A 13,349-nucleotide genomic window follows, 5' to 3' on the forward strand; every position below is an offset into this window, starting at 1 on the left:
ACATGCCTTGGACCACCTCCCTTCGCGTGTACTGAGAACTTACTGCCGCCCGGATCACCGTTCAACCAGTTTTCGCCCAGGGATGAACGACAATCGGAAGATGATCAGACTCGGCCTGATTCCCCTCGTCCTGCTGATCGGAACCGCCTGGTGGGCGTGGGCGTCGTACCGCCGGGCCGCCCAGGCGGAGCAGGCACTTGCCGAGGTCAACGCCGAGCACCGGGCGCTGATGCGGGAGGTCCGGACGCTGGAGCGGGCGGTCGCGGCTGCCGAGCAGGGCCTGCGTACGCTCAGCTCGCATCCGTCGGTACCGCGCGACGTCGCGGTCACCGCCGACCTGACCCTCGCCGACATCCGGCGCTTGGTGGAAAGCAACAAGGAGCTCGACGACTGATGGTGAAACTGGGGAACGCTGCCACGGCGATCAAGCCGAAGGGTGGTGGCAGCGGGAAGGCCAAGCTGATCGGTGGCCTGATCGTCGCGGTGATCGTGATCATCGCGCTGTTCAACATCTTCAACTTCGCGAACACCGACGCGAACCGGATCGGCCTGCACTACGGCGGTGGCGTGATCGAGGACAAGAAGTTCAAGTCGATCATCCCGCCGGGTTCGACGAACTCGCTGATCGGCCCCGGTGACACCGTCTACACGTACCCGATCGACCAGCGCTCGTACATCATCGGCGGCGACGGCGCGGACACCGACGCGGGCGACGAGGTCACCGTGGTCAGCAAGGACAACGTCCGGCTCGGCGTCCGGGTCCAGGTCTACTTCACGCTGAACCGGGACAAGGACGTCATCAAGTCCTTCCACGAACGGATCGGCCTGAAGACCGAGGCGTACGAAGAGAGTGGCTGGAACACGATGCTGCAGAGCTACTTCCGCCCGCAGATCGACCGGGCGCTGGCCGCGGTCGCGACCAACTACGGGTGGGCCGAGCTCTACAACAACGAGGCGAAGAAGTCGGCGTTCCAGAGCGCGGCGGCCAAGGAATTCACCCGGCTGCTGCCGGCCGCGGTCGGTGGCGACTACTTCTGCGGCCCGGGCTACAACGGCAGCAACGACTGTGGCGAGCTGTCGTTCACGGTCCAGAAGCCGATGCCGCTGGACAAGGGCATCATCGACGGCCTGGAAGCCAAGCAGCGTGCCGAGCTGGCGAAGGCCACCCAGGAGCAGAAGAACCAGCAGGTCAACGTCGAGTTGCAGTCGGTCAAGCAGCAGGTCGCGATGCTTGGTGCGAACGGCTACCTGCTGAAGACCGCGATCGAATCGGGCAAGATCCAGTTCATGGTCATCCCGCAGAACGGCAACGTCAGCATCCCGGTGCCGACGACCACCCAACAGGGACAGCTGCCGAACCAGGAGCCGTCCGCGCCGGTCACCCCGACGCAGCCGGCCAGGTAAAGCATGAGTGCGCTGCCGTCCCATCTCGAGCTCGTGCAGGGCGTCGTCCTGCCCAAGCCGGTCGGCGCGCACCCGGTGCTCGACTTCGTCAACACTCGGTCCGAGTGGACCACCCGAGGCCCCGCCCGGACCGAGTGGCTGACGTCGTACGACGCCTTCCTGATCTGGAACTCGTACGTCGGCCTGCTCGCGCCCGCCACGGTGACCCGACTCGTCGGCGCCCCCAACGAACACCTGCGGGCCGCGCTCACCTTCCGCGCCGACCTGTACGACGTCCTGGCGGGTCAGGCGTCCGACAACACTTTCGAGGCCGTCGCCCACTTGATCGAGGACGCCTCCGGCCGCCGGCGACTCGTCCGATCGGACAGCGGCCCGATCTGGCAGCTGCCCGAAGACGCTGCGCTCCCGCTCCACAACGTCGCGCTGCTCGCGGGTGACCTGCTGACCGGTCCGTCCCGCGAGCACGTTCGGATCTGCCCGTCATGCGGCTGGCTGTTCCTCGACCCGCGCGGCCGCCGCCGCTGGTGCTCGATGGCCACCTGCGGCAACCGAGCCAAGGTCCGAGCCCACGCGGCCCGCGTGCGCTAGTGCCCCGCACTAGTTGAACGCGGCGGGGTCCACCGTGATCCACGTGTGCTTGGCGCGGGCGAGAACGCGGCCGTCGGCGTCGTACAGGGTGCTTGCGGTGAACGTCTTGCGGCCGTCCTCGCCGAGGTAGCGGCCGAGGGCGACGCACTCCTCGCCGGCCTGCGGTCGCGCGTCGATGCATGCGGTCAGCCGGCCGAGCACGGACGGACGGCCCTCGAGATCGATCGTCCAGCCGCCAGGACAGTCCAGCGCCGCCCAGAGGAACACCTCGTCGACCAGCCCGTCGGTGGCGAGATCGCCGCCCGGCTTCCAGGTGCACGCCGTCCGCCCGTCGCCGATCGGCCCGGGCTTCAACTGCAGACCGTCCCGATTCGCCGGCCCACAGACGAAGCAGGTCGGGAACGGGTGATCCCGCAGCCCGCGGTACGACGCCTCGGCCGCCCGCGCCTCCTCGGGCAGCACCGGTTCGATCGTCGCGTCGACGAGTTCGTCGCTGCCGACCGGTACTGCATCCGCGACCACGGCGTCACCGTCGGTCAGCCGCGCGCCGTCCGCCGCGGCCGCCAGCCCGAGGTCCTTCTGCAGGGGCGGCGGCTTCCGCAGCGTCACCGTGGGAACGTGCGATCCGTCGAGCTTCCCGGCCAGTGCGGTCCCGACCAAACCCGCGACGTACCCGCCGTTACCCGACCGCTCCGGCCCCTGGAACCGCCGCTCGACCCGCACGAAAGTCATGGCTCACGACCCTAGACCAGTCACCGGAACTACTCGCCGGAGCACAGGGTGTGATCGAGGTGTGAACGCGGAGAGTGGTGGGAAGTAGAGGGTTTCAGAGAAATCTGAGGATTTCTCGGAGACAACCGGGCTGAGCCCTCCAGTTCAAATGACCGTTTGAACTATGCTGACTGCAGGCTACTGCGCGTGAGCAGGTGGGGTGCCTGAGCGAGCGGTAGCCGGGGGGAAGGAGAACTCTGTGGAGACACCGGTCGAAACGACCAGGGAAAGGCTGCTCAACGTCGCCGAGCAGCGGTTCGGCGAAGGGGGCTATGAAGGAACCTCGCTGCGGGCCATCACGGTCGCGGCCGCCGCGAATATCGCAGCGGTCAACTACCACTTCGGATCGAAGGAAGCCCTGTTGCGGGCCGCGGTCAGCCGGGCAATGGCGCCCGTCAACGCCGAGCGCCGGCGCCGGCTGGACCAGTTGGAGGCCAGCGGGTCACCGACACCGGAGGAGCTGATCCGGGCCTTCATCGAGCCCGGACTGGACCTGGTGCTGCGCCGCGGTGAGCGGGGTGCCGTGATCGCGCGGTTCATCGGCCGGATCGCGTTCGATCCGAGCCGGCGGATCCGCGAGCTGTACGCGGCCGAGTCGGATCCGATCGAGAGCCGGTACCTGGCCGCGCTGCAGCGGGCGCTGCCGCAGGCCACGCCGGACGCGGTCGCCTTCGGGTACGTGAACATGCTGGGTCTGCTGGCTCTGCACCAGTCACAGGCACTGGCCGTCGCGCCGTCCACGATGGCGTCCACCACGTCGTCCACCACACCGTCGACACTGTCGTCGACGTCACAGGCGACCGGACTGGGTACCGCCGGTCCGGAGGATCCCGGCAAGCTGGCCGAGAACCTGGTCGCATTCCTGGTCGCGGCCTTCGACCGCGGTCTGCGATCCTGATCGACGTCCGCGGGGCCGTGATTTCCATGCCCACGGCTCCGCGGACCACCGTGCACAGTGGTCCGCCTGAATTTGTCCGCGTTTTGCTCACGGATGTTCGGGCGGGGCAGAAACGCTGCATAATGGCGCTCCGTGGACCCCTGTGAAGTCGTGGTTGCCGTCGACCTCGGTGGAACCCGGATGAAATGCGGCCTGGTCGCTGCCGACGGTGCCCTGCTGCACCGCGAGACCAGGCCGACGCCGCAGCCTGCCGATGATCCTCGGGGCGGCGGTCTCGGGATTCTCGAGGCGTTGCTGGAGACCGTTGTCGAGCTCGGCCAGAAGGCGAGGGCCGAAGGCCATCGGGTGCGTGCCATCGGGGTCGTGGTGCCCGGTGTCATCGACGCCGAGCACGGCACCGTCGGCGCCGAGAACCTGGAATGGGTCGGTACGCCGGTACTCGCGGAGCTGAAGGCCGCGGTCCAGGCGACCGGCGGCGACGACGTCCCCATCGTGCTGGCTCACGACGTCCGCGCCGGTGGGTACGCCGAGCTGCGCCAGGGAGCCCTGGCCGGGACCACGAACGCGATGTTCCTCCCGCTCGGCACCGGGATCGCGGCCGCGATGATCGTCGACGGCTCGCTGGTCAGCGGCGACGGGTACGCCGGTGAGCTAGGCCACTCGAAGTTCATCCACGGCGACGCCGCGGAACTCTGCGCCTGCGGCCAGTGGGGCTGTCTCGAGACGGTCGCCTCGGCCGCCGCGCTGGCCCGCCGGTACGCCGCTCGCACCGGCCGGACCGTCGACGGTGCCCGCGAGGTGATGGAGCTGCTGGCGGCCGGTGACCCCGACGCCGCGCAGGTCTGGCAGGACGCGCTGGCCGCCCTCGTCGACGCGCTGGTGCTCTACACGACCCTCGTCGCGCCGACCCGGATCGCGATCGGTGGCGGTCTGATCGGCGCCGGTGAGACGCTGTTGGAGCCGCTGCGTGAGGGTGTGCACGCGCGCCTCACGTTCCAGCGCGAGCCGGAGATCGTCGCCGCCGTACTGGGCGAGGAAGCGGGCATGCTCGGCGCCGCACAGATGGCCTGGGACCGCGCCACTGAGGAGGGCCAGGAATGACGACGTACCGCGTGGGGCGGTTGGTGACGCCGGACGATGTTCTGGAGAACGCCTGGATCCAGGTGGTCGACGAGGACATCCGCGCGTTCGGGCGCCGGTCCGAGGGGATGCCGGCCGACGGCAAGCGGCCCGAGGACCTCGGTGACGTGACAGTGGTGCCGGGGTTCGTGGACATCCACACCCACGGTGGCGGCGGGTCGACGTACTCGACCACCGATCCGGAGGAGGCCCGCAAGGTCGCGGCCTTCCACGGCAGGCACGGTACGACGACCACGCTGGCCAGCCTGGTGACGGCGCCGCTCGACGTACTCGTCTCGCAGACCGCTTGCCTGGCGGACCTGCTTGAGGACGGCGTGATCGCGGGCGTGCACCTCGAGGGGCCGTTCCTGTCCGCGGCGCGGTGTGGCGCGCACGAGCCGTCGCTGCTGCGGCCGCCGCTCAAGGACGACGTGGCGAAGGTGCTCAGCGACGCGGTCAAGATGGTGACGATCGCGCCCGAGCTGGAGAACGGACTGGACGCGATCCGTCAGGTCGTCGACGCGGGCGCGGTCGCCGCGCTCGGGCACACGGACGCGACGTACGAGCAGATGGTCGCGGGTGCCGACGCCGGCGCGACCGTCGCGACGCACCTGTTCAACGGGATGCGGCCGTTCCACCACCGCGACCCCGGTCCGGTCGGTGCCGCGCTGAACGACGAGCGACTGCTGCTCGAGGTGATCAACGACGGCATGCACCTGGACCCGCAGGTGGTCCGGGTCGCGCTCGCCGCGGCCGGCGTCCACCGGATCGCGCTGATCACCGACGCGATGGAAGCGACCGGGATGCCCGACGGGCGGTACAAGCTCGGCGATCTCGAGGTCGACGTCAAGGACGGCCTGGTGACGCTCGCGCACGGCACGCACTCGATCGCCGGCAGCACGCTGACCATGGACGTCGCCTACCGCAACGCGGTCAAGGCCGGCGTCTCGCTGGTGGACGCGTCCCGGATGGCCTCCACCACCCCGGCGCAGAACTTCGGCTGGTACGACGTGGGCTCGATCGAGACCGGCAAGCGCGCGGACCTGGTGCTGCTGGATGCCGAGTACACCGTCCAGAAGGTGATGCGGGCCGGATCATGGCTGGACTGATCGGCACCGTCACCCTCAACCTGGCGCTGGACGTCACCTACGACGTCGACGAACTGGTGGTCGGCGGCAGTCACCGCGTCCAGCAGGTACGCCGGCGCGCGGGCGGCAAGGGCGTCAACGTCGCCAGGGTCGCATCGACTCTCGGGCATCAGGCGCTGGTGCTCGGATTCGTTGGTGGGGTCACCGGTGAGCTGGTCGCCGAAGAGCTGTTCGACGCCGGGCTGACCGCGTTGCTCACTCCGATCGCCGGCGAGACTCGGCGTACCGTCGCCGTCGTCAACGGGGTGGACGGGGACGCGACGATCTTCAACGAGTCGGGGCCGTCGGTGACCGCGGACGAGTGGCGCGCGTTCGGCGACCGGATGCCGTGGGGACGGCTGGCGGTGCTGGCATGTTCCGGGAGCTTGCCGCCGGGTCTGCCGGTCGATGCGTACGCCGAGCTCGCGGTGCGGGCCCGCCATCACGACGTACTGTCGGTGATCGACGCCGGTGGTGCCGCGTTGACGGCCGCCGCGGGCGCGGGCGCCGTCGTACGGGCGAATGCGGCCGAGCTGCGAGCGGCGGTGGGTGACGTCGAGGTCGAGGAAGGCGCGTCCGAGCTGGTCGCGCGCGGTGCGACCGCGGCAGTGATCACCGACGGACCGCGCGGGATGGTTGCCGCGAGCAAGAAAGGCGTCTGGCGGGCGTTGCCGGTCGAGACCGTGCGTGGCAATCCGACCGGCGCGGGCGACGCGTGTACGGCGGTGGTCGCCGCGGCGGTCGCGGAGTCGCCGGAGCCCGACTGGTCCGTCGTCCTCAAGTCCGCTGTCGCCGCGTCCGCTGCCGCGGTGCTGACGCCCGTTGCCGGAGACATCGATCTGGCCGCATACCGCCGCTGGCAACCCCAGGTCATCGTTAAGTAGAAGGAGTTCCCTCATGCCGTTGGTTTCTGGGGCTGAAGTTGTGCTGGCCGCTGCTAAGGCCGGTCGTGGTGTCGGCGCGTTCAACGTGATCCAGCTGGAGCACGCGACCGCGTTGATCGCCGGCGCCGAGCAGGCCGGTGCGCCGGTGATCCTGCAGATCAGCGAGAACGCGGTGAAGTACCACGGCGCGCTCAAGCCGATCGGTGTCGCGACCCTCGCCGCGGCCGCCGCCGCGACGGTGCCTGTCGTCGTCCACCTCGACCACGCGATGGACCGCGACCTGGTCACCGAAGCCGTCACGCTCGGCTTCACGTCGGTGATGTACGACGGCTCCAAGCTCGAGTACGACGACAACGTCGCGGCGACCACCGAGGTGACGAAGTACTGCCACGACCACGGTGTCTTCGTGGAGGCCGAGATCGGTGAGGTCGGTGGGAAGGACGGCGTACACGCGCCCGGCGCCCGGACCCGTCCGGACGAGGCCGTCGCGTTCGCCGAGGCGACCGGCGTCGACGCGCTCGCGGTCGCCGTCGGCTCCTCGCACGCGATGACCGAGCGTACGGCGACCCTCGACTTCGACCTGATCACTCAACTGCACGAGGCCGTCGCGGTCCCGCTGGTCCTGCACGGCTCGTCCGGCGTCGCGGACCCGGACCTCACCCGGGCGGTCGAGGCCGGTATGACGAAGGTGAACATCGCGACGCACCTCAACAACGTCTTCACCGACAAGGTCCGCCAGGTCCTCGCCGAGAACCCGAAGCTCGTCGACACCCGCAAGTACCTGGGCCCGGCCCGCGACACGGTCGCCACCGAGGTCGCCCGCCTGCTGAGTGTCCTGAAAGCCGTCTGATGTCCGGCCAGCCCGGTCTCGCGCGGCGTCTCGGTCTCGGGGACGCCGTCGTGATCGGGCTGGGGTCGATGGTTGGGGCCGGTGTGTTTGTGGTGTGGGGGCCGGCGGCGCGCGCAGCCGGGGCCGGGCTGTTGGTCGGTCTGGTGATTGCGGCGGTCGTTGCCTACTGCAACGCGGCGTCGTCGGCGCAGCTCGCCGCGGTCTACCCGGTCTCGGGCGGGACCTACGTCTACGGGCGCGAGCGCCTGGGGGAGTGGTGGGGGTTCGCGGCCGGCTGGTCTTTCGTGATCGGCAAGACCGCCTCGTGTGCAGCGATGGCGCTGACGTTCGCGACGTACGTGACCGACATCGGCTGGCTTCGGCGGCTGATCGCTCTCGCCGCGGTGCTGGCGTTGGCCGCCGTGAACTACCGGGGCATCACCCGAACGGCGCAGCTCACCAGGATCATCGTCACCTTCACGTTCGTGATCCTCGCGATCGTGCTCGTCCCGCTCTTCACCCACCCCTCGCACCACCACACCGCCGCCGCGACCTCGCCGTACGGCGTTCTGCAGTCGGCGGGACTGCTCTTCTTCGCGTTCGCCGGGTATGCGCGGATCGCCACCATGGGCGAGGAGGTCCGCGAACCGGCGAAGACCATCCCGCGCGCGGTGACGATCGCGCTGACTGTTGCTGTTGGCATCTACCTGGTCGTCGCGGTGGCGCTGCTCCGGGTGAGTGATCCCGCGGCGGCCGCGGCGCCCTTCGTGGCCGCGCTCGACAACGTCGGTGCGGTGTGGGCGCTGCCGATCGTCCGGATCGGTGCCGCGCTCGCCAGCCTCGGCGCCCTGCTCGCCTTGATCGCCGGCATCGGCCGCACTGCGCTCGCGATGGCCCGCAACCGCGACCTGCCCCGCTGGCTGGCCGCCGTCCATCCTCGGTACCAGGTGCCGCACCACGCCGAGCTCGCGCTCGCCGTGGTGGTCGGCATCCTCGTCCTCACGACCGATCTGCGCGGCGTGATCGGCTTCTCCTCGTTCGGCGTCCTGCTGTACTACGCGATCGCGAACGCCTCCGCCTTCGCCCAGCCGGCCGATCAGCGCCGCTGGCCGCGCCTCGTGAACGTGGTCGGCCTGACCGGTTGTGTCGTGCTCGCGGTCACGCTCCCGTGGGTGTCGGCGGTCGCGGCCGCCGGCGTTCTGGTTGTCGGGCTGGTGGCCCGGCGCTTCACGACACGTCGCGCCGGATCCGCCAGAAGCTGAACCCGCAGAGCACCAACGCCAGCGCGAAGAACAGCCCGAACTCGCGCCACTGCAACGCCCAGAACGTATCCGCGGTGAAGTACCTGACGTGCTGCCGGTACCCCTCGTCGGCGAGCCGCTGGAAACACGCGTTCCGGTCGGCGGGAGTCGTCGGCTGCTGGTTCAGCCCCGGCGGCGGCGCGGGCGCGCAGTTCATCACCCACGACGGCAGGATGCCCACCTTGTGACCCGACTTGTCGACGGTGTCGTCGGACAGCTTCCAGGCACCGACTGCTCCGGTCGCGACCTCCATCATCTGCACCTGTGGGGTCGGCCCGTCCCCACTGAGCCCGAATCCGCGAACGTTCTCCGCGGTCGCGACAATGTACTTGTCCGTCGGCGCGAGCAGATGCGGCCGGATGAACATCGGGGTCACCACCTGCACGAGGATCACCGCCGCGAGCGTCACCGCGAGCGCGACCACGGTACGGCGTACCACCAGCCCGACCGCGACTCCCAGCGCGAACGCGAACGCGGCGTACCCGACCGGGACCAGGGCGCGGGCGGAGAAGATCGGTGGGAACATTCGCGGCAGGTAGGTGTTCGAGTCCTGGCCCGCGTTGATCGCGTCGTCGATCGGGTCGGACCACCAGGTGACCGCGAGACTGAGCAACCCGGTGATCGCGATCGCGGACAGTCCGGTCACGCCGAGCTTCGTCGCGAGCCAGCGCCGCCGCGAGATGCTCTGGCTCCACACCAGCCGATGCGTACCGGTCTCGAGCTCCCGGGCGATCATCGGCGCGCCCCAGAACGCACCGATCACCGGCGGAACGGCGTACAGCAGGACCTCGCCGACGCGGTAGAGCGCCGGATTGAGGCGTTGGTAGCCGAGGCTCTGGATGAAGCCGTCGGTCAGTCGGTGGTAGTCGTCGAGCAGACTCGGTCCGGTCGCGGCGAGGAAGATCGCGGCCGCGACGATGACGGCGGCGACGACCACGAACTGGACGCGGAACTGCCGCCAGGTCAGCCAGATCATCGCTGTACCTCCAGAACCGGGCGCTCGGGCTGGACGTCGCGGCCCATGTAGGCCAGTACCAGGTCCTCGAGCGTGAGTTGGGTGACCGTCCAGGCCGGATCGAGGATCGGCTGGTCGGTCCGGATCAGGTACGTCGACTGCCGGTCGGTGTGGCTCGCGGTCACCACGTACTGGTCCTTCGGCAGGTCCTTCTGGTCACGCCGCGGACCGACGAGCCGGAAGTGCGTGCCGAGCAGCGTGTCGATCTCGCCGCTGACCTGCACGCGCGAGTCGACGAGGACGATCAGGTAGTCGCAGGCACGTTCGACGTCGGAGACCAGGTGCGAGGACAGGAGGACGCTCAGCTCCTGCTCGGCGACCGCCTCCATCAGGTCCTGCAGGAACTCCCGGCGCGCGAGTGGATCGAGCGCAGCGACCGGTTCGTCGAGGATGAGCAGGTCGGGCTGTTTCGCCAGCCCGAGTGTCAGTGCGAGCTGCGCGCGCTGACCACCGGACAGCCGGGCGGCGCGCTGCTTCGGGTCCAGTTTCAGGTTCTGAATCCGTTGCTGGGCAAGGGATTCGTCCCACGCCGGGTTCAGTCGCGCACCGAGACGCAGGTGGTCGGCGACACTCAACCGCGCGTACGTCGGCGTGTCCTGCGCGACGTACCCGACCTTCGCCTGCTGTGTCCCGGCCGGTGCCCCCAGTACTTCGACGGCTCCGGCGCTCGGCGTGATCATCCCGACCGCCAGATTCAGCAACGTGCTCTTACCGGCGCCGTTGGGCCCCACGAGCCCCACCACGTGCCCGGCCGGCACCTCCAGCTCACAATCGGTCAGCGCCCAGCGCCGCCCGTATTTCTTCCCCAGCCCCTGAGCTTGCAGAACGGTGTTCAAGCTATGTCCTCCTGAGCGGCGGACCGAAAGGTGGTCAGGAACAGCGCCTCGATGCTTTCGTCGTCGAGGCCTGCTTTGCGTGCCTTGGCCAGCCAGCGGCGGAGGTCCTGGCGGAGCGGGCCGTGGGCGGCCAGCGAGTTGTCGGTGAGCGTGCGGGTGACGAACGTGCCGCGCCCCGGCCGGGCCTGCACCAGGCCCTCGTGCTCGAGTTCGCGGTACGCCTTGAGCACCGTGTTCGGGTTGATCGCCAACGCCGCCACGACGTCCTTCACGGTCGGCAGCTGATCACCCTCCCGCAGCAGTCCGAGCCGCAACGCGTTCCGGACCTGCTGCACGATCTGCTGGTACGGCGACACCCCCGACCGCCCGTCCAGATGGAACTCGATCATCCATAACCCCATTCATCTAGTTACCTAGCACTATAGGTGTATGGGCAAGCGCCGCGTCAAGAGCGCGGTGGATCAGCGGATGGCTTCGTACCTGCGGAGGGATTCGTGGCGGGCCTCGCCGTGGTCGACGACCTGGTCCGGGTAGCCGTCGGCGCCGCCGTGCTTCCACGGCTCGTGCGCCTTCTTGCCCGCGAGCCCGCGCAGTTCGGGGATCCAGCGCCGGACGTAGTCGCCCTGCGGGTCGAACTTCAGCCCCTGCGTGATCGGGTTGAAGATCCGGAAGTACGGCGCCGCGTCCGCGCCGCAGCCGGCCACCCACTGCCAGTTCAGCGAGTTCGAGGCGAGGTCACCGTCGTACAGCGACTGCATGAACCAGCGGGCGCCGTACTTCCAGTGCACATGCAGGTCCTTGACCAGGAACGACGCGACGACCATCCGGACCCGGTTGTGCATGAACCCGGTCTCGGCGAGCTGCCGCATCCCCGCGTCGACGAGTGGGAAGCCGGTGCGGCCCGCGCGCCAGGCGTCGAACAGTTCGTCGGGTTCGTCGTACTGCATCTTCTCGAACTCGGACCGCAGCGGTTTCCACGCCGCCTGCGGGTAGCGCGCCAGGAGATCGGCGCAGAACTCCCGCCAGGCGAGTTCGCGGCCGTACGCCTGCGCGCCGTCGCTGCGTTTGCGGGCCAGGTCGGCGAGCATCGTCCGCGGATGCAGCTCGCCCCACTTCAACGGGATCGACATCCGCGAGGTGCTGTCCAGGTCGGGGCGGTCGCGCTGGTCGTCGTACTCGCCGACGCTGTCCAGATACTCGTGCCAGTGCTCGCGCGCCGCGTTCTCGCCGGCACCGTCCGCCGTACCTTCCGGAAGCTTCTCGCCATCCACGCTCACCCACGTCACCTTCGCGGGCGCCTCGACCGGCTGCCGCCAGCCGTGCGCGAGCCAGGCCTTGTAGTACGGCGTGAACACCAGGTACGACCGGCCCTGCTGGTTCAGCACCCGCCCGGGCGCGATCGCGTACGGCGACCCCGTGCGCACCAACGGACACTTCAATGAGGCTTCAACCTTTTCGTCGCGCTGTTGTCCGTACGGCGCGTAGTCCGCGCTGATATGCACACTCGCCGCCTCGATCTCCGCCGCGATCTCCGGGATCACGGTGGCCGGATCGCCCTGCCGCACCACCAGCCGGCCGTCCATCGCCGCCGACAGCGCCCGCAGCGACCCGGCCAGGTGCTCGCGGCGTGGGTCGCCGGACCGCCCCCACAGCAACGGATCCAGGACGAACACGCCCAGCACCCGTCCGTCGCCCGCGTTCACCGCGTCCAGGAGCGCGGGGTTGTCCGTCAACCGGAGGTCTCGCCGAAACCACATCACTGCTGTCACTGGGCCCATCCTCCGCCTGTACCCAGCGAAATTGGGTGAGGCTTGCCTACATAGGTGAGAATGGTTGTCGTGAGCGACCTGATCGATACCACCGAGATGTACCTGCGGACCGTCTACGAGCTCGAAGAAGAAGGCATCGTGCCGCTGCGGGCACGGATCGCCGAACGGTTGCACCAGTCCGGCCCGACCGTCAGTCAGACGGTCGCGCGGATGGAGCGGGACGGTCTGATCAAGGTCGAAGGTGACCGGCACCTCGAGCTCACCGACGTCGGTCGCAAGCAGGCGGTCCGGGTGATGCGCAAGCACCGCTTGGCCGAGCGGCTGCTGGTCGACGTGATCGGGCTCGAGTGGGAGGACGTGCACGCCGAGGCCTGCCGCTGGGAGCACGTGATGAGCGACGCCGTCGAGCTGCGGTTGCTCCAGCTCCTCGGCAACCCGACCGAATCGCCGTACGGCAACCCGATCCCGGGGTTGGAGGAGCTGCAGACCAGCAGCCAGGCCAGCGGGATCGAGGACTTCCGGATCGGCGTCGAGCCGCTCGACCAGGTGCTCGACACGGCCACCGGTGAGAGCGTGCGGGTACTGGTCCGCCGGATCGCCGAGCCGGTGCAGACCGACGACGGCGCGATGGCGGTGCTGCGTAAGGCCGGTGCGTTGCCCGGTCGTGAGGTCGACTCGACCCTGGACGCCGAGGGTGTCCTGGTCGGCAGCCGCGAAGCCGGTGGTGTGATCAGCGACGAGACCGCCGGCCACATCTTCGTCAGCCGGGTCTGAGAGAGGTCAACACTGCGTTAACGCTGCGCACCCA

15 protein-coding genes are annotated in these 13,349 nt (G+C 69.2%); 10 read left to right on the forward strand and 5 right to left on the reverse strand.

The window, feature by feature from the left end; genetic code table 11:
- The first annotated feature begins 100 nt into the window (after positions 1-100).
- From ACWGID_RS14265 to ACWGID_RS14275, 3 genes are read left to right on the forward strand one after another with little or no spacing between them, the layout of a single operon-like run.
- Positions 101-394, forward strand: a complete 294-nt coding sequence (locus tag ACWGID_RS14265) for a hypothetical protein (protein ID WP_452196893.1) — start codon at positions 101-103, stop codon at positions 392-394.
- On the forward strand, positions 394-1,404 hold the full coding sequence (locus tag ACWGID_RS14270; RefSeq protein ID WP_452196894.1) for an SPFH domain-containing protein: 1,011 nt from the start codon (positions 394-396) through the stop codon (positions 1,402-1,404). Before ACWGID_RS14265 ends, ACWGID_RS14270 begins: the two co-directional genes overlap by 1 nt.
- 3 nt (positions 1,405-1,407) lie before the next feature.
- Positions 1,408-1,992 (forward strand): CGNR zinc finger domain-containing protein, encoded by a 585-nt coding sequence (locus ACWGID_RS14275; RefSeq protein WP_452196895.1) that lies wholly within the window; start codon positions 1,408-1,410, stop codon positions 1,990-1,992.
- Positions 1,993-2,001: 9 nt separating this feature from the next.
- Here the strand turns inward: ACWGID_RS14275 and ACWGID_RS14280 are convergent, their stop codons facing one another.
- Positions 2,002-2,724: a hypothetical protein gene (locus tag ACWGID_RS14280; protein WP_452196896.1), complete on the reverse strand. Its 723-nt coding sequence runs from the start codon at positions 2,722-2,724 to the stop codon at positions 2,002-2,004.
- A gap of 238 nt (positions 2,725-2,962) precedes the next feature.
- Between ACWGID_RS14280 and ACWGID_RS14285 the strand changes: the two genes are divergently transcribed.
- From ACWGID_RS14285 to ACWGID_RS14310, 6 genes are all read left to right on the forward strand, one after another.
- Entirely contained in the window at positions 2,963-3,661 is a 699-nt protein-coding gene (locus tag ACWGID_RS14285; protein ID WP_452196897.1) for a TetR/AcrR family transcriptional regulator, read from the forward strand.
- A gap of 132 nt (positions 3,662-3,793) precedes the next feature.
- Positions 3,794-4,762, forward strand: coding sequence for an ROK family protein (locus tag ACWGID_RS14290; protein WP_452196898.1), 969 nt, complete (start codon positions 3,794-3,796; stop codon positions 4,760-4,762).
- Entirely contained in the window at positions 4,759-5,889 is a 1,131-nt protein-coding gene (nagA, locus tag ACWGID_RS14295; protein WP_452196899.1) for an N-acetylglucosamine-6-phosphate deacetylase, read from the forward strand. The genes ACWGID_RS14290 and nagA overlap by 4 nt, the downstream gene beginning before the upstream one ends.
- Positions 5,877-6,791, forward strand: a complete 915-nt coding sequence (locus ACWGID_RS14300; RefSeq protein WP_452196900.1) for a 1-phosphofructokinase family hexose kinase — start codon at positions 5,877-5,879, stop codon at positions 6,789-6,791. The genes nagA and ACWGID_RS14300 overlap by 13 nt, the downstream gene beginning before the upstream one ends.
- A 13-nt stretch (positions 6,792-6,804) precedes the next feature.
- Positions 6,805-7,641, forward strand: coding sequence for a class II fructose-bisphosphate aldolase (locus ACWGID_RS14305; RefSeq protein ID WP_452196901.1), 837 nt, complete (start codon positions 6,805-6,807; stop codon positions 7,639-7,641).
- The gene (locus tag ACWGID_RS14310) at positions 7,641-8,882 is read left to right on the forward strand and encodes an APC family permease (RefSeq protein WP_452196902.1); all 1,242 of its coding nucleotides are present in this window, start codon (positions 7,641-7,643) and stop codon (positions 8,880-8,882) included. The genes ACWGID_RS14305 and ACWGID_RS14310 overlap by 1 nt, the downstream gene beginning before the upstream one ends.
- On the opposite strand, the gene ACWGID_RS14315 is transcribed toward ACWGID_RS14310, so the two are convergent.
- From ACWGID_RS14315 to ACWGID_RS14330, 4 genes are all read right to left on the reverse strand, one after another.
- On the reverse strand, positions 8,848-9,897 hold the full coding sequence (locus ACWGID_RS14315; RefSeq protein WP_452196903.1) for an ABC transporter permease subunit: 1,050 nt from the start codon (positions 9,895-9,897) through the stop codon (positions 8,848-8,850). The two genes, ACWGID_RS14310 and ACWGID_RS14315, sit on opposite strands and share 35 nt — an antisense overlap.
- On the reverse strand, positions 9,894-10,772 hold the full coding sequence (locus tag ACWGID_RS14320) for an ABC transporter ATP-binding protein (RefSeq protein WP_452196904.1): 879 nt from the start codon (positions 10,770-10,772) through the stop codon (positions 9,894-9,896). The genes ACWGID_RS14315 and ACWGID_RS14320 overlap by 4 nt, the downstream gene beginning before the upstream one ends.
- Positions 10,769-11,161 (reverse strand): GntR family transcriptional regulator, encoded by a 393-nt coding sequence (locus ACWGID_RS14325; RefSeq protein WP_387652797.1) that lies wholly within the window; start codon positions 11,159-11,161, stop codon positions 10,769-10,771. Before ACWGID_RS14325 ends, ACWGID_RS14320 begins: the two co-directional genes overlap by 4 nt.
- Before the next feature lie 72 nt (positions 11,162-11,233).
- Positions 11,234-12,550: a cryptochrome/photolyase family protein gene (locus ACWGID_RS14330; RefSeq protein WP_452196905.1), complete on the reverse strand. Its 1,317-nt coding sequence runs from the start codon at positions 12,548-12,550 to the stop codon at positions 11,234-11,236.
- Between the two features lie 51 nt (positions 12,551-12,601).
- Between ACWGID_RS14330 and ACWGID_RS14335 the strand changes: the two genes are divergently transcribed.
- Positions 12,602-13,315 carry a metal-dependent transcriptional regulator gene (locus ACWGID_RS14335; RefSeq protein WP_452197088.1) on the forward strand — a complete coding sequence of 238 codons (714 nt, stop codon included), beginning with the start codon at positions 12,602-12,604 and terminating at the stop codon, positions 13,313-13,315.
- Positions 13,316-13,349 lie beyond the last annotated feature (34 nt).

Source organism: Kribbella sp. NPDC054772, from assembly GCF_053611945.1.

Excerpts from the sequence above, each read along its gene's own strand:
- ACWGID_RS14265 (WP_452196893.1), top strand. The coding sequence starts at position 101 with ATGATCAGACTCGGCCTGATTCCCCTCGTCCTGCTGATCGGAACCGCC.
- ACWGID_RS14270 (WP_452196894.1), top strand. The coding sequence starts at position 394 with ATGGTGAAACTGGGGAACGCTGCCACGGCGATCAAGCCGAAGGGTGGT.
- ACWGID_RS14275 (WP_452196895.1), top strand. The coding sequence starts at position 1,408 with ATGAGTGCGCTGCCGTCCCATCTCGAGCTCGTGCAGGGCGTCGTCCTG.
- ACWGID_RS14280 (WP_452196896.1), bottom strand. The coding sequence starts at position 2,724 with ATGACTTTCGTGCGGGTCGAGCGGCGGTTCCAGGGGCCGGAGCGGTCG.
- nagA (WP_452196899.1), top strand. The coding sequence starts at position 4,759 with ATGACGACGTACCGCGTGGGGCGGTTGGTGACGCCGGACGATGTTCTG.
- ACWGID_RS14300 (WP_452196900.1), top strand. The coding sequence starts at position 5,877 with ATGGCTGGACTGATCGGCACCGTCACCCTCAACCTGGCGCTGGACGTC.
- ACWGID_RS14305 (WP_452196901.1), top strand. The coding sequence starts at position 6,805 with ATGCCGTTGGTTTCTGGGGCTGAAGTTGTGCTGGCCGCTGCTAAGGCC.
- ACWGID_RS14310 (WP_452196902.1), top strand. The coding sequence starts at position 7,641 with ATGTCCGGCCAGCCCGGTCTCGCGCGGCGTCTCGGTCTCGGGGACGCC.
- ACWGID_RS14315 (WP_452196903.1), bottom strand. The coding sequence starts at position 9,897 with ATGATCTGGCTGACCTGGCGGCAGTTCCGCGTCCAGTTCGTGGTCGTC.
- ACWGID_RS14325 (WP_387652797.1), bottom strand. The coding sequence starts at position 11,161 with ATGATCGAGTTCCATCTGGACGGGCGGTCGGGGGTGTCGCCGTACCAG.
- ACWGID_RS14330 (WP_452196905.1), bottom strand. The coding sequence starts at position 12,550 with ATGGGCCCAGTGACAGCAGTGATGTGGTTTCGGCGAGACCTCCGGTTG.
- ACWGID_RS14335 (WP_452197088.1), top strand. The coding sequence starts at position 12,602 with ATGGTTGTCGTGAGCGACCTGATCGATACCACCGAGATGTACCTGCGG.